This is a genomic window from Flaviaestuariibacter terrae (assembly GCF_054777635.1).
The window spans coordinates 601,066-620,870 of record NZ_BAAHAL010000006.1 but is presented as its reverse complement, the minus strand read 5'-3'; the positions used below and the strand labels follow the sequence as shown (position 1 = coordinate 620,870).

Annotated in this window: 16 protein-coding genes; 5 read left to right on the top strand and 11 right to left on the bottom strand. The window is 58.1% G+C overall.

Going from position 1 to position 19,805, the window contains the following annotated elements; translation table 11 throughout:
- Positions 1 to 65: 65 nt before the first annotated feature.
- Positions 66 to 878 (top strand): class I SAM-dependent methyltransferase, encoded by an 813-nt coding sequence (locus ACYU7Z_RS03410; protein WP_460567377.1) that lies wholly within the window; start codon positions 66 to 68, stop codon positions 876 to 878.
- Here ACYU7Z_RS03410 and ACYU7Z_RS03405 read toward each other — a convergent pair.
- Both ACYU7Z_RS03405 and ACYU7Z_RS03400 read right to left on the bottom strand, forming a co-directional pair.
- On the bottom strand, positions 858 to 1,835 hold the full coding sequence (locus ACYU7Z_RS03405; protein ID WP_460567375.1) for a hypothetical protein: 978 nt from the start codon (positions 1,833 to 1,835) through the stop codon (positions 858 to 860). The two genes, ACYU7Z_RS03410 and ACYU7Z_RS03405, sit on opposite strands and share 21 nt — an antisense overlap.
- 47 nt (positions 1,836 to 1,882) lie before the next feature.
- Positions 1,883 to 3,331: an MATE family efflux transporter gene (locus ACYU7Z_RS03400; RefSeq protein WP_460567373.1), complete on the bottom strand. Its 1,449-nt coding sequence runs from the start codon at positions 3,329 to 3,331 to the stop codon at positions 1,883 to 1,885.
- 128 nt (positions 3,332 to 3,459) lie between these two features.
- Here ACYU7Z_RS03400 and ACYU7Z_RS03395 point away from each other — a divergent pair, with 128 nt between their 5' ends.
- Both ACYU7Z_RS03395 and ACYU7Z_RS03390 read left to right on the top strand, forming a co-directional pair.
- Positions 3,460 to 4,560, top strand: coding sequence for a glycosyltransferase (locus tag ACYU7Z_RS03395; protein ID WP_460567371.1), 1,101 nt, complete (start codon positions 3,460 to 3,462; stop codon positions 4,558 to 4,560).
- A gap of 9 nt (positions 4,561 to 4,569) precedes the next feature.
- Positions 4,570 to 5,514 (top strand): ion channel, encoded by a 945-nt coding sequence (locus ACYU7Z_RS03390; protein WP_460567369.1) that lies wholly within the window; start codon positions 4,570 to 4,572, stop codon positions 5,512 to 5,514.
- Here the strand turns inward: ACYU7Z_RS03390 and ACYU7Z_RS03385 are convergent.
- The 7 genes from ACYU7Z_RS03385 to ACYU7Z_RS03355 all read right to left on the bottom strand — a co-directional run bounded on the left by ACYU7Z_RS03385 (position 5,511) and on the right by ACYU7Z_RS03355 (position 14,194).
- Entirely contained in the window at positions 5,511 to 5,837 is a 327-nt protein-coding gene (locus ACYU7Z_RS03385) for a hypothetical protein (protein WP_460567367.1), read from the bottom strand. The genes ACYU7Z_RS03390 and ACYU7Z_RS03385 overlap by 4 nt on opposite strands.
- Positions 5,838 to 5,926: 89 nt before the next feature.
- A complete protein-coding gene (gene tpiA / locus ACYU7Z_RS03380) occupies positions 5,927 to 6,691 on the bottom strand; it encodes a triose-phosphate isomerase (RefSeq protein ID WP_460567365.1) in 765 nt (254 codons plus the stop codon).
- A 110-nt stretch (positions 6,692 to 6,801) separates the two neighbouring features.
- On the bottom strand, positions 6,802 to 7,980 hold the full coding sequence (locus tag ACYU7Z_RS03375; protein ID WP_460567363.1) for a putative sugar nucleotidyl transferase: 1,179 nt from the start codon (positions 7,978 to 7,980) through the stop codon (positions 6,802 to 6,804).
- A 63-nt stretch (positions 7,981 to 8,043) separates the two neighbouring features.
- The gene (locus tag ACYU7Z_RS03370) at positions 8,044 to 8,292 is read right to left on the bottom strand and encodes a 50S ribosomal protein L31 (RefSeq protein ID WP_460567361.1); all 249 of its coding nucleotides are present in this window, start codon (positions 8,290 to 8,292) and stop codon (positions 8,044 to 8,046) included.
- A 96-nt stretch (positions 8,293 to 8,388) separates the two neighbouring features.
- Positions 8,389 to 8,880, bottom strand: a complete 492-nt coding sequence (locus tag ACYU7Z_RS03365) for a YajQ family nucleotide-binding protein (protein ID WP_460567359.1) — start codon at positions 8,878 to 8,880, stop codon at positions 8,389 to 8,391.
- A gap of 301 nt (positions 8,881 to 9,181) precedes the next feature.
- A complete protein-coding gene (locus tag ACYU7Z_RS03360) occupies positions 9,182 to 11,605 on the bottom strand; it encodes an outer membrane beta-barrel protein (RefSeq protein ID WP_460567357.1) in 2,424 nt (807 codons plus the stop codon).
- A gap of 111 nt (positions 11,606 to 11,716) precedes the next feature.
- Complete coding sequence (locus ACYU7Z_RS03355; RefSeq protein WP_460567355.1) at positions 11,717 to 14,194, bottom strand: TonB-dependent receptor domain-containing protein; 2,478 nt, start codon at positions 14,192 to 14,194, stop codon at positions 11,717 to 11,719.
- A gap of 268 nt (positions 14,195 to 14,462) precedes the next feature.
- Between ACYU7Z_RS03355 and ACYU7Z_RS03350 the strand changes: the two genes are divergently transcribed.
- Together ACYU7Z_RS03350 and pgi are read left to right on the top strand one after the other, a co-directional pair.
- Positions 14,463 to 15,494, top strand: a complete 1,032-nt coding sequence (locus ACYU7Z_RS03350) for a threonine aldolase family protein (protein ID WP_460567353.1) — start codon at positions 14,463 to 14,465, stop codon at positions 15,492 to 15,494.
- A gap of 44 nt (positions 15,495 to 15,538) precedes the next feature.
- On the top strand, positions 15,539 to 17,188 hold the full coding sequence (gene pgi, locus ACYU7Z_RS03345; protein WP_460567351.1) for a glucose-6-phosphate isomerase: 1,650 nt from the start codon (positions 15,539 to 15,541) through the stop codon (positions 17,186 to 17,188).
- A gap of 111 nt (positions 17,189 to 17,299) precedes the next feature.
- Here pgi and ACYU7Z_RS03340 read toward each other — a convergent pair whose 3' ends face one another.
- Both ACYU7Z_RS03340 and ACYU7Z_RS03335 read right to left on the bottom strand, forming a co-directional pair.
- Positions 17,300 to 17,758, bottom strand: coding sequence for a DUF3276 family protein (locus ACYU7Z_RS03340; protein ID WP_460567349.1), 459 nt, complete (start codon positions 17,756 to 17,758; stop codon positions 17,300 to 17,302).
- Positions 17,759 to 17,830: 72 nt separating this feature from the next.
- Entirely contained in the window at positions 17,831 to 19,660 is a 1,830-nt protein-coding gene (locus tag ACYU7Z_RS03335; RefSeq protein WP_460567347.1) for an ABC transporter ATP-binding protein, read from the bottom strand.
- Positions 19,661 to 19,805: the final 145 nt, after the last annotated feature.

Here is a 19,805-nt window from a genome sequence, read left to right as displayed (position 1 = left end):
AATGATTTTGCTGTTAATTCCTATCTTGACGCCGCCGGTATTCGTTCAACGCCGCGCCCCAAGCCATGAAACAGGTCCTGAAACAGTTCCTCCGGCGCCTCGGTATCTACGAGCGCCTTCGCTGGAGTCCCCTCTTCGGGGTCTACCGACGCCTGTTTCAACCGGTGCAACGGGAAGCCGCCGCCCGTGAGAAAGCTTTTTACCGATCCTTCCTGCGCCCCTGCCACCTCATATTCGACATAGGCGCCAACGACGGCCACAAGACCGACGCCTTCCTGGCGCTCGCCGACACAGTCGTGGCCTGCGAGCCCGATGCGGCCAACTTCCGGACGCTGCAGGTACGCTTCAGGCACAAAAAGCGCCGGGTAAAGCTGGAACAAAAAGCGCTTGGCGCGGCCCCGGGGCGGCTGCCCATGCAGGTGCACCATCCCGGCTCCGCCTTCAACACGCTCAATCCACGGTTTAAGGAAATCACCGAGGCCGACGAGGTGGAGCGCTGGAACGAAAAGATCGCCTTCAGCGACGTGCTGGAGGTGACGGTGACAACGCTCGATGAGTTGATACTGGAATATGGGCGCCCGTCCTTTATCAAGATCGATGTGGAAGGCTACGAGCTCGAAGTGATCCGGGGCCTGAGCGTGCCCGTGCCCTTCCTCAGCCTCGAATGCCTCTTCCCCGAATTCCGCGCGGAGCTCCGCGAAAGCCGGCAGCTCCTGCGCGCGCTCGACCCGGGTCTTCAATACAATATTGCGCTGCACGAGCGCCTCATCTACGATCGCTGGCTGAGCGACGACGAGCTCGACCGGTATCTCGACGTCTGGACCGAGCCGCATTTCGAGCTCGTGGTACGCATGCCCTCAGTAGCCCAGTTCGGCTAACGCATCGAGCAGGCAGCGGCCTGTAGAAATACGGTCGGCAAGCGGCTTCATCCGCTGCCGCATCGCTGCATAATCTTCTTCGCTGATACCAGGCAGCCGCGACGCGATCTCCTCCATCGAATCCACGGCAATGCCGATGTTGCAGGCGGCTACGAGCCTTGCCGCTGCGGTTTCCCGCTGGCAGATCACCGGTAGTCCCGCCAGGATATATAAGGAAAGCTTGTGCGGTGAAATATACCGGGCATAGTTTCCGAGAGCGCCGGCCAGTTGCAGGTCGCTGTCGCCGTCCCACACGAGGCCAAAGGATCCTTCGACGCGCGCTGGAAGCTCCGAAGCCGGGAAGACGCCATGGTAGCAGGTATTGCTGCTTTTTGGCAGGCCTTCCGCGCCGGGTCCGTACAGGTGAAAGTGCAGGTCGGGATAATTGCCCAGTTTTTTCAGAAAGCGGCTTTTATCGATCGCTCCGGCAAAGCAGATCTCGGGCGCGGGCCGCCGTTCGTGGGATGCAGGAATAGCGAGAAAGTCGAAAAAATCGATGGCATTGCAGCGCGAGCCCGGCAACACCGTTTCGAGCCAGCGGCGCATCGAAGCGTTGTGCACGATAAACTGCGTGAAGTTGCGGAGGAACTGAAGTTCGTCTTTCAGCAGGCGGTCGTCGCTATCCTTGAGGCCATTGATATCGGTGAGGAAGCAAACAAGCCGCAGGTCGGTTCGCTTGCGGGCAAGACGCAGGAAGAGCCAGCGGTGCAGCCGCGCATACAGTGGCCATTGAAACACCAGCGTTGCGCCTTGCGGCAGCTCCTGCTGGAGCCGCAGAAAGGTTCGGAAGCGCCGCCACTTGGCGGCTATCCCGAAGGCATACTCGTCGCCCAGCCGCAACGCAACATAGCCCGCCCGTAGTAATACGGTCTCCGCATCCTTGTTGCCGATGCCGCCATGAAATACGGGGCCGCGCACAAGGTGCTCCTGCAGAAAATACCGGGTTGTATGATTTCGATGGCGATTCAGGCGGTGTCGATTTTCGGGCGTCGGAAAAGGGTATCAAACAGCAGCTCGCTAACCTCCAGGCGAAACAGCCGGAGTATGGCAAGATAACAAAGTAAACAACCGGGGATCAGAATCCCAAGATAAGCCCACGGCGACAACGTGAACCGCTGCAACAGCAGGCCAAGCAGTACAAATACGGCCACGCACAGGAAGGCTGCGCCGAGTGCGGGGCTCTTCAGGAGCAGCAGGCCCCGGTGCAGGCGTCGTACGAAGTAGGCATTGCAGGCAACCACCACTACTTCGCTGGCAATAAGCGACCAGGCCATCCCGATGCCGCCATAGCGCGGGCACAGGGCAAACGAGAGCACCAGAAAGGCGGCGGCTCCGGATAGTAGTCCGTACAACACCCAGCGTTCCTGGTCGCGCGGCATCAGCACCTGCTTGTTGAGGAAAAGTGCCAGGGTAAGCAAGGGCGGATAAAGGCTCAGCACACGCAGCAGCGGTGCCACGGCAACGAATTGCGGACCGAAGTACAATTGGGTAAAGGCATCGGCCGCCAGCCAGATCCCCGCCCCGGCCGGCAGCGCCAGCAGCAGCAAGCCATCCGCAGAGAGGCGCAGGTTGCGGCGCAGCAGCGTGTCGTCGGCTTCCTGGAGCAGGGCCACGGTGCGCGGGTAAAGTACCAGGAAGCTGTCGGTGAGGAAGGCGGACACAAGGCGAACGATCTTCAGCGCATACGCATAAAAGGCAACAACGGCGGTTCCGGCCAGCACGCCGAGCAGCACATTGTCGAGCAGGAGCGGTACGCTGTATACCAGGCTCACGGCATAGGTGATGCGTGTAACGCGCAGGTGCTTCTTCCACTGCAGGTTGCGGAACGAGAGCCCGGTATGGGCGAGCATGCGGAGTACGTTCCAGGCGAGTACCACGATCGAGCTGCCCGCGATCAGTGCGTAGTAGCGCACATAATGCTCCGGCTGCCGCACCAGCACGAACAGCGACAGCAAGGCAAGGCCGCGCACGAGTAGCGACCGTAGCGTGATATAACGAAAATCCTCGAGGCCCCAGTAGTACCACTCGCAGGCAAAGCCGTTGATCAGCAGGAATGAAAGGGAGAACAGAATCAGGCGCGCCTCGCCAATGCGGTCGTACAGGAAGTAGACGGTTATTCCGAAGAGCGTCGAGGAAAGTAGCGTCGTGAGCAGGTGCAGCGATAGCAACTCCGAAGCGAGCTGCTTCAGGGCCACTGGGTCGCGCCGGCAGCGCGCCACTTCGCGGATGGCATGGGTAACGATCCCGGCTTCGGCCAGCACGATGAAATAATACACAAGACCGTCGATGAACTGTACCCGGCCCAGCCCCTGCGGATCGAGCACCCGCGTGAGCCAGGGTATGGACAGCAAGGGAAACAGCACCTGGCTCAGGCTTAGCAGGAAGTTATAGGCCAGGTTCTTTTTCAGACTCACGACTGTTGATTGACGGGGGAATTACAAACATACTATTCCCGGGAGAGTTTTCTGCAGAAAGGGCTCCGGCACCTATAGCGGCGCATGACCGGGCAAAGCGGGCAGATACCATTGCCTATATTTAAGCCGTGAACATCCTGTTGTACGAGAATGAGCATTTCGAAACTGTTGAAGCACTCCTGGAAGTACTCGACAGCGGCGCCAATAACCTGCAGCTCCTGCTCCCGGCCCGCCTGGCAGCCGACAGGGAATTCACCGAGCGCCTCCGTCGGTACAAGGTGGTCATTCACGCATTACCGGAATTGCCCGCGGCCCATCCGGCCTTCGTGGAAAAGATGGCGCGCAGCGTTGCCGCGGAAGCACTGGTACTGGGCACCGTATCGTTCCGCCACGCGCAATTTGCCCTGCTGCCCCGGCGCCTGAAAATACCGGTGCTGCTCGGGGTGCACGATGTGAACGACCTCTTTGCCCCGGCCTGGGGCAAAACACTGCGGTCCTGGGCCCGCGCCTTCGGCAAGCGCCGGCTTCGCCGCAGCGTTACTGCTTTCGCCGTGCTGCTCGACGAAATGCGCGCCTTCATCCTCCGCCAATATGCGCCGCCGCAACCGGTGGTCGTAATACCTGGGGCCTTTTTCGAAGGGGTGGCGGGACGGGAAATGTCCACAGACAATTCCATCGTCCCGATCGTCGTTCCGGGCTCCATCGACGGGCGCCGCCGCGACTACCGCATCGTCCTGGAACTGGCGGCGCTTCTTCCTCCCGACGAGTTTCCGGTCCGGTTGCTCGGGGCCTGGAGCAAGACCCATCCGCCTGGAAACTGGCCCCCGGCTACGCCGGTTTCTTTTGCCCCGGAAGGGGTTTCCGCCAAAGATTTCGATGACGCGATGCGCGCCTGCGAGCTCGTCTGGATTCCCTTGCAACCGAACTTCCGGCATCCGGACGGAACCGTAGAAACCTATGGCAGCAGCAAGAGTGCGGGCGCTTTTTTCGATGCCCTCCGCTTCGGCAAGCCGCTGCTCGTACCCGACGATCTTCCCGTTCCTTCCATCGTCGCATCGGCCCTGCTGCGCTACAGCGATGCGACCTATCTCCGGTACCTGCTCCTCGCCCTGCAGGCCAACCCGGTAGCACGACGTCGGCTCCAGCTGATGGCCGCGATGCAGTCGGAACTCATACATCCAGAAGATGTCCGCAGCCGCGTGCTCCCCCTTTTAACGGGCGGCGCTTAATTTTACCTCATGGCCAACCAGCGACGCAATTTCCAGAATGAGCTTACCACCGGCTTCGGTACCAGCGGCAGCGACAGCAGCGGGCGCTTTTACCGCAAAGACGGAAGCGTGAACGTGGTACGCCGCGGCGTCGCCTTCCTCGACCGCTTCAGCTGGTTTCACACGCTTCTTTCGATGGACCGCTGGAAGTTCTGGTTTTACCTGCTTCTTTTTTACATCGGCATCAACGTCGTGTTTGCCTTCATTTATTTCTTCATTGGTGTCCAGCACCTCAATGGAACGGTCAGCGGGGGTAAGCTGCACCAATTCACCGAAGCGTTTTTCTTCAGCGCGCAGACCTATACCACGGTGGGCTACGGGCACGTAAGCCCCGACGGCTTCCTGGTAAGCTCCGTAGCGGCCTTTGAATCGTTCCTGGGTGTCATGACCCTGGCCCTCGCGAGCGGTCTCTTCTTCGGCCGCTTCTCGATGCCGCGGGCCTACCTGCGCTTCAGCAACATCGCGCTCATCGCTCCCTACAAGGACGGGCAGGCGCTGATGTTTCGGATGGTACCCGAAAAGAACAACCAGCTTACCGATGCCGAGGTGAAGCTGACACTGGCCATGCGGGTGCATGATGGCGAGAAGGAGAAGAATGAATTTTATACACTGGCCGTTGAGTTCGCGCGGATCAACACGCTGGTGCTCAATTGGACCGTGGTACACGCCATCAACGAGGAAAGCCCGCTTTATGGCTATACGCTCGAAGACCTGAAGCAGATGGATGCCGAAATGCTGGTGTTCGTGAAGGCCTACGACGAAGTGTTTGCCAACAGCGTCATTGCCCGCACCTCGTACACCGCCGACGAGTTCATTCCGAATGCGCGGTTCAAGCCGATGTACCGGCCCTACGCCGGCAGTACGCTGCTGGAAGTAGACAAGCTGAACGACTTCGAGCTGCTCCCGAAGACCTAGGCCGGTTGAAAGCGCAGAAATTCCCGGCGCTTGATGTAGTACAGAAAGAGAAAGAAAAATACGGGCGCAAAACTGAGCACCTGCAGCAGGATGTTGTCCGCGCTAAGGCCCATGAAATAAAGGATCACCTGTACCAGCAGTCCTACCACCAGCTGGTCGTCTTCGATAATGCAACCCACCTTGAAATAATAGGTTGGCCGCTCCAGCTTTTTGAGCACGAAGGGTACCGTATGGTGAAACCCGTCGGTAGCCACCAGCAGGGGCCGGTGCTGACCGACGGGAATCACAACAGGCAGCTTTTTATCAAGCGTATAAATGGACATACCGTCCACTACCACCCGGACCTTCAGGAACCGGAGCAGGAACTGATTTTTCCTGATCAGGACTATCCGGTATGGCTGCTGTACGTTGTTTATGACCGCAGGGATTTAATAATTTGCACGAAATCCTGTGCCACAAGCGAGGCGCCGCCAACAAGCCCGCCGTCCACATCGGGGGCGCTGAAAAGCTCGGCCGCGTTGTTTGCTTTTACCGAGCCTCCGTACAGGATGGAGATCTCGTTTGCCGTTTCTTTTCCCCACTTTCCGGCGAGCACGGAGCGGATGTGCGCGTGCATGTCCTGGGCCTGCTGCGAAGAGGCCGTACGGCCCGTACCGATGGCCCAGATGGGCTCGTAGGCGATGATCACCTGGCGGATCTGCTCGTCTCCGAGGTGAAAGAGCGATTCTTCCAGCTGTTGCTGCACGTAGGCATTTTCGGTTCCGGCCTCGCGGATGGCGAGGGCTTCCCCGCAGCAGAACACGGGCTGGATGTCGTACTCGAGGCAACGATCCACTTTGCCGGCGAGGAGCTCATTGCTTTCGGCAAAATATTCACGGCGCTCACTGTGGCCGACCAGGCAGTAGCGGATCCCCATCGATTGCAGCATTTCTACCGACACCTCGCCGGTATACGCACCATTCACTTTGTCCGAGCAATTCTGTGCCGCGATCGCATACCCGGGATCTTCGTCGACCTCGCTTTTGGCGAGCACCAGGTAAGGAAAGGGCACGGCAAAAAGCACCAGCTGGTTGGGCGCCGGCGCGACCTTTTCCTGCAGGATCGCATCCAGTAATTGTTCGGCCTTCTGGTACGTGAGGTTCATCTTCCAGTTTGCAGCGGCAATCTGTTTACGCATAGAGAGTATGGGTTAAATGGGTCTATTGGTTAATTGGTACTGTTTGAAACACAAACGTCTTCCTGTTTGCAAACTAACTACAAACTTCAAACTTCAAGCAACAAACTAACTCAGTATCGGTTGTGGACGGCGCGCAGGATGGCGATCTCGCGCGAGGTGAGCTCCTGCCCTTTCAGCTTTTTCCAGTTGGCGATGTGGGCCAGCGCCCGGTCGATATCATAACGCTCGATGCCATCGCTGCCCCAGGCAAAGGGAGGAATGTACTTCGGCGGGATGCCGGTTCCAAAGACATTGCAGCTCGTACCGATAACCGTTCCGGTGTTGATGCTCGTGTTGATGGCCGTGCGGCTGTAGTCGCCCATGAACATACCGCATTTTGTTCCTGCCTCGCGGATGCCCTGCGGCGTATACACGCGGATGACCGAGGCATTGTTCTTTACGTTGGAATTGGAGGTGCCCGCCCCGAGGTTGCACCATTCGCCCAGCACCGAGTCGCCCAGGTAGCCGTCGTGCGCCTTGTTTGAGTAGGCAAAAAGAACGCTGTTCTTGATCTCTCCGCCGACGGTGCACCAGGGGCCAACGGTCGTTGCGCCGTAGATGCGGGTGCCCATCTTCACGGTTGCACCTTCGCCGATGGCGATGGGGCCGCGCAGCAGGCTGCCCTCGAGCACCTGTGCGCCATGACCGATATAGATCGGCCCCTCGGTGGCGTTAAGAATGCAGTGCTCCACGCGGGCGCCTTTTTCAATGAACACGCGGGCCGCGTTGATCATGCTGGTGCTTCGCGGGGCGCCCTGGCTCTTGCGCTTGTTGGTAAGCAGGGCGTAGTCCTGCTCGATGGCCCAGGCATTGAGCCGGTTGATATCCCACGGATAGTTGATCTCCCGGAAGTCGGACTGCATTTCCACGGCGCGGTCCATCTTGATCCGGTTGGCGTCGAGCACCTGCTTGCGCGAGATGCAGAAGATGAAATTCTCCTTCTCCGGAAGGCTCAGAAACTCGCCGGGCCGGAGGGCCTGCACCTGTTTGGCGAGTGCGGGTGTAGGCAGGATGTTGCCGTGAATCAGGTAGATGATATCCTTGCCGATGCTTTCGTCGATGAGGAGGGCACCATCGAGATCCTTGTAATCGCCTTCCTGCCGGTCGAACGAGGGGAGGCTGAGCATACGCTCCCATTTCTCGCGGATGCTGAGAATGCCGACGCGGATGTCCTGGATCTGGCGGGTAAGGGTGAACGGGAAAAGTTGCTCCGGGCTGCAAAACTCTTCCGTAAATACAATCTTTTCCATGGAAGGATAAAAGTAAAAAATCCCCTCTTGCGGAGGGGATGTATTCTTTGAACGCGTCGAAGCTTACTTCTTGGCGTACTTCTTCTTGAACTTGTCGATACGGCCGGCAGTATCCACCAGGACGTTCTTACCCGTGAAGAAGGGGTGCGAGGTGTTCGAGATCTCCAGCTTGATCAGCGGATACTCGTTGCCATCTTCCCACTTTACGGTTTCTTTGGAACCCGCTGTGGAGCGGCTCAAAAAGCTATGGCCGTTACTCATATCTTTAAAAACTACGTAACGGTAATTTTCCGGATGCAGACCCTTTTTCATACTATCTTTTTTTAGCGGCGGCTGTATTATTTGAAAAGCGACGCGCAAAGATAAGTTCTTTTTCGCGACCTGCCCAAAGAAATAGGCTGTTAATTTTTAGCTGCGCATATTTTCAAACTGCAGCGGCAAGCCCAGGTTCCAACCCTTGGACGCCTGTATAACTGACTGAAGATCATCTATTTTTTTGCCCGTAACCCGCACCAGGTCGTCGTTGATCGAGGCCTGGACCTTGAGCCCGGAGTCCTTGATCTGCTTCACGATCTTCTTGGCGTCCTCCTGCTTGAGACCGTTCGACACGGGCACTTCTTTCTTCCAGACCTTACCGCTCTGGAAGCCTTCCTTGGACGTATCGAAGGCTTCAGGGGCAATGCCCTGCTTGTTTGCCCGGCTGATGAGCACATCGATGAGCTGGTTCATCTGCATCTCCCCTTCCGTCTCAAGGGAGATCTTGTAATCTTTCTTGTTGAGGTCGATCACGACGTGGGCATTCTTGAAATCGAAGCGGTTGGTGATCTCTTTTTTGGTCACGTTTACGGCGTTGTCGAGGGCCTGGGCGTCCACCTTGGACACGATATCGAAAGAAGGCATATAGCTGTGGTTTGAAACAAAGATAAGCGCTGGCAAAAGTAAAAAAAGTCGGAAGCCGGAAGTCGAAAATGCATGTCGGATCTCGGATGTCTGATGTGCGAAGTGTAAAGATTCGTCATTGCGGGCGCAGCGAAGCAATCGGAACCGGCCTGGAGCAGGTAGCCTCACTTTTGCACCTGGCTACGAACGGCGCGATGAGGATTGGTTTCACTTCCGACTTTGTCACTTCCGACTTAACTACTTAAACAAAAAAGCCCCCCGGGAGCGGGGGGCTGTCGTATGCACATGAGAAACTAATAGATTATTGCTGACCGCCACCACCAACGCGGCTCTGTTCGTCCTGCGCGGAGGAAGAGCGCTTGCGCTGCTGCGGGGCATTCTGGCCTTTGCTGAAGCGCCAGGTAAAGCTGAGACCCACGCGGCGGTTGTCCCACTTGCTCGAGATGTCTGCATGAATGTCGTGGAAGTAGGTATAGCCGCTGAACTTCTGGATGTAAAAAGGATCGTTCAGGCTAAGCTTGAGTGAGCCCATGTTCTTCAGGATCGACTTGCTCAGGCCGAAGCTTACGACGCCCATCGGGTTGGCAACGATGATGCCGGCATCCTGTGTCGTGGAGCGGTAGAAGCCGTTTACCTCGATGGTCCAGCCCTTGCCCGTGCGGAACTGCTGGCTCATGTTGGCCATCCAGGCTGTCATGTTCACATCCAGCGGCTCGCCGCTGATGGTGCCGTTGAACTGGTTGTTGTACACGTTCACATACGTGTTGAGGAACCACCACTTCTTCACCTGCAGGTTGACGCTGACGGCAAGGCCGATGTTCTGGCTGGACGCTACGTTGTCTTTGGTCTGGTACGTAGTCGTACCCTGCTGCTTCAGGATGTCGTTGATGATGTCGGTAGTACGCGTGTAATTCAGCACGGTGTTCACAATGCCGCGGAAGTTATGACTCAGCTCGATGTTGTGGGAGAACTGCGGCGTCAGGTACGGGTTGCCCTGCTGGTAGGTGAAGGTATCGAGAATGCGCTGGAACGGGTTGAGGTCGGGGTAAGCCGGGCGAACGATACGGCGGCTGTACGACAGGCCCATGGTGTTCTTATCATCCATCTTATAGCTCACGAATGCCGTCGGGAAGAGCTGCGCATAGTCACGGGGAACACGGTTGTGCGTTGCCAGCGAGTTTCCTACGGAGTGCGTATGCTCGAGGCGCAGACCCAGCTGGTAGTTCCACTTCGAGATTTGCTTGCTCCAGTTTGCGTAGGCGGCGTTGATGTTCTCCTCGTAAATAAAATGGTCGGAGCGTGCGTCGGGAACTTCCTTGCCGGAATTCCAGTCCCACGTGAGGTACGGAGCGTTGTTGTCGTTGCGCACGAAGCTGCTCTTGGCACCAAACTCCATCTTGCCTGTTTTGTCTACCGGCAGCGTCACGTCGATCTTGCCGCTCAGGATATCTGTCTTACCGGGCAGCACACCAAAGAGCAGGTAGGGATTGCCCTGCAGCGTACCGCTGGCATTGTAGAAGCGGTTATCGAGGTTCTGGTCACTGCTGCTACGGTAGATGATATAATCCGCATCGGCCGTGATCTCCGCGCCCTGGCGCTTCAGCTGGCGGCGGAAGTTGAGGTTGGCGCCGAAGTTCTTCCAGCTGTCTTCGTTATTGGATTTGGCTTCGTTGATGTTGACCAGCGCGCCGCTGTTGTCGGTGATCGTGGTGCGCGAGGAAACATCACCCTTGCGGAGGCTGTAGTTACCGTTGACCATGAAGCCGACCGTCGTTTTCTTGTCGATATTATAATCGAGGCCGACGCGGGCGCTGTAGTTGTTGCTGCTGAAGTGCGGCTCGCTCCGCTGGTCGAAGAAGCGGTTCGGAAAGAGGCGTGCGATGCGCAGCTCGTTGAAGCCTTCCCAGTAGCTGTAGCTGAAGTTGGAGAAGACGTTCACCTTGCCTTTGCGCCAGTTGAGATTCACGCTTTGCGGCGCCTTCGGGTAGCGAGCCTGCACGTACGACAGGTTAATGGAGCCGTTGAAGCCTTTCTGCAGGCCTTTCTTCGTGCGCAGGTTGAGCACGCCCGAGTTGCCCGAGGCATCGTACTTCGCCGAAGGCTGCGTCATGATCTCGATCTGGTCAAGCTGATTCGCGGGCATGTTGCGCAGCAGGTTCGTAAGGTCCTGCCCGCTCAGGTAGGTCTGCTTGCCGTCGACGAGCACGATGACGCCGTTCTTTCCCTTGAGGGAGATGTTGCCGTCCTTGTCGAGCGTTACGCCCGGCGACTTCTCGAGCACGTCGAGCGCGCTGCTGCCGGCATTCGTAGGCGATGCGTCCACGTTCACCACCATCTTATCGAGCCGGGCTTCCACCAGCGGCTTGCGTACGGCGACGGTTACGTTGGCCATTTCCTTGCTGCCCCGCTGCAGGGCGATAGCGGGCACATCCATGGCACCGCTGGCGTCAAAAGCTGTGGAGAAGGCGCGGCCGAAACCAACGGAGGTAACGGATACCAGGTAGCGGCCGTCCTTGATGCCGATGAATTCGTATTGCCCGCCGTTGTCGGTCACGGCCAGCTTGGCCAGCGACGAGTCTTTGGCGTGGAGCAGCGAAACGGTGGCGCCGCTAAGCGGCTTTCCGTCGCTGTCTTTGACCGACCCGGCGACCTTGGCGCCGCCCTGTGCCTGTGCACTCGTTACGATTGCTGTAGCGGCCAGTAGTGTGAATAGTTTTGTTCTCATGATCGATGTTTTGGCTGTGTAAATTTGACCCGAAGGTCCCGGCTTACACAGTGGTTATTGGTTGAATTGTGATAAAGCGGCCATTAATTGTTTTGAAAGGATACCGTTCATCTAGTTCGCCCCTTTTACACGGTTCATCTCGTCCGAAGCAGCTCCTGTGTTGCGTCGGGGCGCGGCGTCTTTCAGGGGTTTCCCGAAGCGCCAGGTAAAGGAGAGCGTGACATTCCGCGTGTCGCGGCGCTGCTGGAAATGCGCCTCGGTATCCTGGAAATCGATGCGGCCAGCCACGCGGTTGCTGTAGAAAATGTCGCGCACATTCAGGCGCAGGCTGCCTTTGTTGTCAAAGATGGATTTGGATATCCCGGCAGAAGCGTCCCACAGCGAGTAAACCTGGATCTGTCCATCCTTACCCGCGGAGCGGAACCAGCTGCTCAGCTCACCGCTCCAGCCCTTGCCCAGCTGCAGCTGGTTTTGCAGGTTGGCGATCCATACACCGCTGCGGATGTCGATCGAGCCGACACCGCCATTGAGTGCGCCGTGGTAGTGGCTGTAAGTGTAGTTGCTGAACACGGTCATGTTCCACCATTTGCGCAGCGGCAGTTGCGCATTGACCGAGATAGCCAGCTGCTCGCGGCGGCCAATGTTGCCGTTGCGGATCACCGTGGCATAGCCACCGCCGGTGCTCACAGGCGCCTGGCCGAAGATCTCGTTCATGACATCACGCGCCATGCTGTAGTTGATCGATGTATTGAGGCGGTTGCGGAACGAATGACCGATCTCGAAGTTGTGCGCAAATTCAGGGCGCATGAAGGGGTTGCCCTGCTCGTAGGTATAGTTGTCGATGTAAAAGAGAAACGGGTTGAGGTTCTGGTACGAGGGCCGCTCGATGCGCCGGCCGTACGAGAATGTAAAGCTGTTCTTGTCGTTGGCGGCATAGCTCGCAAACAGCGTCGGGAACAGGCTTCCGTACTGGTTGCGGAACGATGAGTCCGGGTGCGCGGTCTTATCGGGGTTGCCATACTGCAGCCCGTTGTAGATCGTTTCTTCGAAGCGCAGACCGGCCTGCAGGTTCCATTTTTTGAACTGGCGGTTCCAATTCATATAAGTCGCCGCGATTCGCTCTTCGTAGCGGAACTGGTTGGTCTTGTCGGGGTCAACGACCTGGTTGCCGCCAAACACGTTGAAATAATTTGCCGCATTCTCTGTGCGTACATAGCTACCCTTTACTCCGGCTTCAATCTTGGCACCGGCCTTCAGGGGATGTGTGTAATCCGACTTTACGGAGTAGATGCTGATTGAAACAGGCAGGTCGCCGCGGAGGAGACGGTCCGGCCCCTTGACGCCCGTTGCGGATTCCGAATTGTTGTAGAAATACTGGTCCGCCCCGGTATTGTAGTGGATATAGTCGGCATCGGCAGTCAGCTCGCGGCCGGAGGAATCGAACTGCTGGCGGAAGTTGAGGTTGACGGCTCCGTTACGCCAGCGGTTGTTGCTCAGGCTTTCGGCGGTAACGACCGAGTCGAGCGATCCGGTAGCATTCTTAAGCTGGCTCCGGCTGACGCTGCTCCCCTTCTCGTTGTTGCTGCCGAATGTAACGACCATCCCTAAAGTGCTGCGCTTGCTCAGGTAGTAGTCGACACCGAATTTTCCGCCCAAGTAATCGTTGTTGCCGCGCTGGCGGGTTTCCTGCTCGAAGAGCGCGGTGACGGCGCCGGCGTTGCGGAAGGTCCGCTGGATATCGAGATTCTGGAAGCGTTCGTAGTGGCTGTGATTGAGGTTGGAAAACAGGTTCCACTTGCCGTTGCGGTAATTCAGGTTGAGGCTGTTGTTGGCCCGGTTGCGAAGACCCGTGGTGCCCGCGAGGCTCAGGCTGCCATTGAATCCTTTTGCGCGATTCTTCTTCGTTCGGATGTTGATGAGACCGGCTTTCCCGGCTGCGTCGTAGCGGGCCGGCGGGTTGCTCATCAGCTCAAGCTGGTCGATGGCGGTAGCGGGGAGGCTGCGCAGGTAGGCCACGAGCTCGGCGCCCGACAGGTACGAGGGACGGCCGTCGACAAGCACCTGGATGCCTTGCTTGCCTTTGAAGGAAATATTGCCGTCCTTATCGATCGTGATGCCCGGCGATTTCTCGAGTACTTCAAGCGCTGTGGCGCCGGCATTCGTGGGGGAGGCATCGACATTGATCACGGTGCGATCGGCCTTCTGCTCCACCAGCGGGCGCCGGGAAGTAACGGTGACGCCGGCCATCGTTTTGGCGACAGGCTGCAGCTCGATACCGGGAACGGTCAGCTTGTCGCTGCCCTGGACCAGGGTCAGGGGTGCCGACCAGGCCTGGGCGTGGCCAACGGCCGTAACGGAAACAAGGTAGCGGCCGGCGGGAATGCCGTCGAAGCGGTAGGCGCCGCCTGCCGTGGCTACGGAAAGCTTCACGAGCGCCGAATCGGCGGCGCGGTGGAGGCTGATACTGGCGGCTTCGATCGATTTGCGGCTACCGTCGGTAACGGTGCCTTCTATGCTTCCGCCGGCTGTTTGAGCTACGGCGCAAAGGGCGGAAAAAAGGGCTATGAGGGTGCTGGTAAACGTCTTCATGCTAATTTCATTTAATACTGGCCTTCATCAATTACATGACGAAAGTAGGTACTGTGTATTCTATAGTACATTGTTTTGTAAACGAACGGTTGTTTAAGGGGGATGAACGGTGGGCGCCGGCGCATCAACTGAGACGTCGCAACGGAAGGCCGGTTACAGCCGGCGACAGCTTAGAGGACAAACGGGCCCACAGGCCTTTAAGCGGGGAAATCGGGTGTTGCCGGATCGGGCCCGCCCGGAAAACCCGGCAAGCACCTACATTTGGAACATGATAGTCGATTTCCGTTCCGATACCGTGACCAAGCCTTCCCCGGCCATGCTGGAGGCGATGATGAGCGCCGCCGTCGGCGACGATGTTTATGGCGAAGACCCGTCGGTAAACCGCCTGGAAGCCCTTGGCGCCTCTCTTCTGGGAACCGAGGCGGCCCTTTTCTGCCCCTCGGGAACAATGACCAACCAGATCGCCATAAAGGCGCATACGCAGCCCGGCGACGAGGTGATCTGCGACGGCTCGGCACACGTGTATCAATATGAAGGGGGCGGTATCGCCTTCAACGCCGGCGCCTCCGTACGGCTCCTGCCGGGCAACCGCGGCCGCATCAGCGCCGACCAGGTCGAGGCGGCCATCAACCCCGACGACGTTCATAAGGCCCATACAAGCCTTGTGTGCCTTGAAAACACGTCCAACCGCGGCGGCGGCTCCTGCTATTCCATGGAAGACATGAAGGCCATCCGCTCCGTTTGCGACCGCCACGGGCTCATCCTGCACCTTGACGGGGCACGTCTCTATAATGCCATCGTTGCCCGGGGCGAAGACCCGAAAGAATATGGCAGCACCTTTCATACGATCTCTCTTTGCCTGAGCAAAAGCCTTGGCTGCCCGGTGGGCTCCCTCCTGCTTGGCCCGGCTGATTTTATCCGCCGCGCGCGACGCCTGAGAAAGGTGTTCGGGGGCGGGATGCGCCAGGCCGGCTTCCTCGCGGCCGCCGGGATCTATGCGCTGGAGAACAATATCAGCCGCCTTGCCGACGACCATGCACGGGCGCGGGCCATCGCAGACGCGCTGGAGCAAAGCCCGGTTGTGGAAAGCGTTCTACCGGTCGAAACCAACATCATCATTTTCAATGTAGCGCCACCGATGACCGCCGCTTCGCTTGTGGCTTCCTGGAAAGAGCGCGGGATACTCGCCTATGCCATCGCGCCGACCCAGGTACGCCTTGTGGTGCACCTCGACATCACAGACGACATGCTGCAGCACACGATCGAGAGCATCCGCGCGCTCAGCGCCGTTCCTGCCTGACAGCCTCCTTCAACGAATAATAGACCCACACACCTCTTTTTATTATGTTTCCACGAATCAATCCGAGCAACACAGAAGCCTGGCAGCGCCTGCAGGTTCACGCCAACGCCACCCGCAGCATGCACATGCGCGACCTGTTTGCCAATGATCCCGATCGCTTCCGGAAGCTTTCGTTTTGCCACGACGAGCTGATGATCGACTTTTCCAAGAACCGCATCACCGACGAAACGTTGCAACTGCTGCTGCAGCTGGCCCGTGAGTGCCGGCTGCCGGATGCGATCAACGCCATGTTTGCCGGCGATTTCATCAATGAAACCGAAGGAAGGTCGGTGCTCCACGTAGCGCTGCGCAACTTCAGCGGCTCGCCCGTGTACGCCGCTGGTAAGGACGTGATGCCAGATGTGCAACGCGTGCAGCAACACATGAAAGACTTCTGCAGCCGCGTGCACAGCGGTGCCCACACAGGTTATTCCGGCAAAAAGATCCGCTACATCGTCAACATCGGTATCGGCGGCTCGGACCTCGGCCCGCTGATGGTTACCGAAGCGCTCCGCCCCTATTGGCGTGAAGGCATCGAAGCCTTCTTCGTTTCGAATGTCGATGCCAGCCATATCGCCGAAGTGCTCAAAAAGGTGACGCCCGAAGAAACCCTGTTCCTCATCGCGTCGAAAACGTTTACCACGCAGGAAACCATGACGAACGCGCAGACGGCACGCTCCTGGTTCCTGGAGTCGGCAAAAGACGAGACGCATATCGCAAAGCACTTTGTGGCGCTTTCCACCAATGAAAAGGAAGTTACCCGCTTCGGAATCGACAGGGCGAACATGTTCGAATTCTGGGACTGGGTTGGCGGCCGCTACTCGCTCTGGAGCGCCATCGGCCTCAGCATCGCGCTGACGGTGGGCTATGAAAATTTCGAGGAGTTGCTCCGCGGGGCTTACGGAGTCGACGAGCACTTCCGTACAACCGACCTGAAGGAGAATATCCCGGTGCTGATGGCGCTGATCGGCATCTGGTATACCAATTTCTACGGCGCGCAAACCGAGGCCATCCTTCCCTACGACCAATACCTGCACCGCTTTGCGGCTTACTTCCAGCAGGGCAACATGGAAAGCAACGGAAAGAGCGTGGACCGCAACGGCGAGGAAGTAACCTACAGCACGGGCCCGATTGTATGGGGTGAGCCGGGAACCAACGGCCAACACGCATTTTACCAATTGATCCACCAGGGTACGCACCTCATTCCCTGCGACTTCATCGCCCCTGCGCGCTCGCACAACCCGATCGGCGACCACCATGCAAAGCTGCTGTCGAATTTCTTCGCGCAAACCGAGGCGCTGATGAATGGCAAGGACGAAGCCGAGGTGGAGCAGGAGTTGCGCGCCGCCGGCAAGAGCGACGAAGAGATCGCCCGCCTGGCGCCTTTCAAGATCTTCAGCGGCAACCGGCCTACCAATTCCATCCTCCTGAAGCAGGTGACGCCGCGCAGCCTTGGCGCGCTGGTAGCGCTTTACGAGCACAAGATCTTCACGCAGGGCGTTATCTGGAATATCTTCTCCTTCGACCAGTGGGGTGTGGAGCTGGGCAAGCAGCTGGCCAACCGGATCCTCCCCGAGCTCGAAGGCGACGGCGCTGTGAGCAGCCATGATGTGTCCACCAACGGCCTGATCAACGCGTACAAGAAAATGCGCTGACGCTCCGGCCGCACCGGTCCCGCAGGATCATCGGGCGGCTTCGCGTTTTGAAATCAACAAATAAAAAAGCCCCGGCATCACTACCGGGGCTTTTCCTATTGTTGGTTACTGTTACCATTTGTCTACTTCTTCTGACGATGCCGAAGCCTGTGCCGCCGGTACTTCTACGGTCGGCTCGGTTTCGATAATGATCGGCGCGATGGCGATCGGGTTTACTTCGTGCGACGTCTGTACACCGTCGATATCGTGCTCGTCATGCTCGTCGTACGCTTCGTCGTGGTTGTAGGCGTCGAAGTCGAAGTCGGGCATCAGCTGTGTCTTTACGTGGTCGACGGCTTCGTTGAGTGCCTTGATGAATTTATTGAAATCTTCTTTATACAGGAAGATCTTGTGGCGGTCGTAGCCGTTGTCGTTAAAACGCTTGCGGCTTTCGGTGATGGTGAGGTAGTAATCGTTCCCCCGGGTCGCACGTACATCGAAGAAATAGGTTCGGCGTTTTCCGGCGCGAATTCTCTTGCTGTAGATGCTCTCCATTTTCTTGTCGTTGTTTTCGTACGCCACAATAGACATTTTTACAGTTAGAAAAGTTGGGTTTGGTTTTGTACTCCAAATATAACCCTTCTTTTCATTCGTCCAAATTTGCTAAAGTCCCTCCCGGTCGTCCTGTGTAAGCTGGCTTTTGTACATCTCGGCATAGAGTCCGCCACGGGCCAGCAGGTCGGCATGGGTACCGCTCTCGGCTATGCGGCCTTCGTCGAGCACCACGATCCGGTCGAAGCCGGAAAGGCTGAGAACCTTATGGGTGATGACGATGGATGTGCGGTCTTTTAGGTATTCGTCGATATGCCCCAGGATCTCGCGCTCCGTCCGCGTATCCACAGCACTCAGCGAATCGTCGAGGATGAGGATCGGTGTGTCGCGCACAAGCGCCCGGGCGATGGATACGCGCTGCTTCTGACCGCCGCTTAGGGTGACACCACGCTCGCCCACCAGTGTTTCGTAACCCAGCGGAAAGCCGCTGATATCGCGGTGCACAGCCGCGGCCCGCGCCGCCGCCTCGATCTGCTCCTGCGTGATACCCGCGGCACCGAAGGAAATATTGCGGGCAATGCTGTCGCTGAAGAGGAAACCATCCTGCGGCACATAGCTCACCTGGCGGCGCAGGCTACCAAGGTCGAGGCTGCCAACGTCAACGCCGTCGAGCACGATATGCCCGGCCGAGGGATCATAGAGCCGCAGGAGCAGCTGTACCAGCGTGCTTTTTCCGGACCCGGTGCGGCCAACAATGGCGATCTTTTGCCCGGCCTCGATACGCAGCGTAAAGTCGTGCAGCGCCTGGATGCCCGTGTTGGGATAAACGAAGTCGACATGGCGGAACTCGATGGCCCCGGTAAGTTCCTGGCTCCGGCTGCCCGGCGCATTGACGATGAGCGGGGCCGTTTGCAGGAACTCGTTGAGGCGTTTCTGCGAAGCCGCCGCCCGCTGGATCATGGAGGCCGTCCAGCCGATGGCGCTTACGGGAAAGGTGAGCAGGTTGATATAGATCACGAACTCAACGATCACCTCCGACTTCATGTGCCCGTTGATGACGGCAAAGCCGCCGATCATGATCGTAAGCAGCGTACTGATGCCGATAAAGAGGGCCATGGACGGGAAGTACAGCGATTCGATCTTGGCGAGGGTGGTCGCGTCGCGACGGTAGCGCTCGCTGTTCTCCTCGAAGTAGCCCCTCATCGCCCGCTCCTGCACAAACGACTTTATGACGCGGATGCCGCTGTACGATTGCTGGGCATTGACCGTGATGGCCGATAGCGTGGCCTGCAGCGATTCGCTGCGGCGGTGGATGATCGTATTTACCCGGTAGATGGTGAAGGCAAGCAGCGGCAGCGGCGAGAGGACGTAGAGCGTCAGCTCGGGGCTGCGTCGGTACATGAAAAACACCGACAGGCCGATGAGTGCCGTAAGGTTGGCGAGGTACATGATGGCCGGCCCGGTGAACATCCGTACGCGGCTCACATCCTCCGACATCCGGCTCATGAGGTCGCCGGTGCTGTGGGCTTTGAAGAAGCCGGCGTCGAGCTGCTGGTAATGCGCGTATACCTCGTTTTTCTGGTCGTACTCGATGTGGCGGCTCATCACGATGATCGTTTGCCGCATCAGGAACATAAAGAGCCCGCGGAGCAGCGCCAGCAGGAGGATGGTCACGCCCGCCAGGGTCACCACCTGCCCTATCGACATCCGGTGCCCGCGCACGAAGTGGACAAAGGCCTGCACGAGCGTATCGTAGCGCGCTTCCCCGCCCCTGTCGACAGCCTGGTGGCCGAGCATCTCCTGCACGTACTTGAAGATAAAGCCCGTGACCTGCGGCGCCAGGATGCCGAAGTAGTTCGACACGAGGATAAAGAAGATGCCGGCGCTCAGCCGCCAGCGGTATTTATAAAAGTATTTCCCGAGATGCTTGAGGTGTTTCACCCGGCAAAAGTAATGGCGGGACGAAGCAATGTGCGAAAGTGCGGATCAGCAAAGGGGCAAATAGCAGAAAGACGGTCCATCCCTACACCCTAGCCCCTACACTCTACATCCTACATCCGGGATCAGACATCGGACATAGGTCATC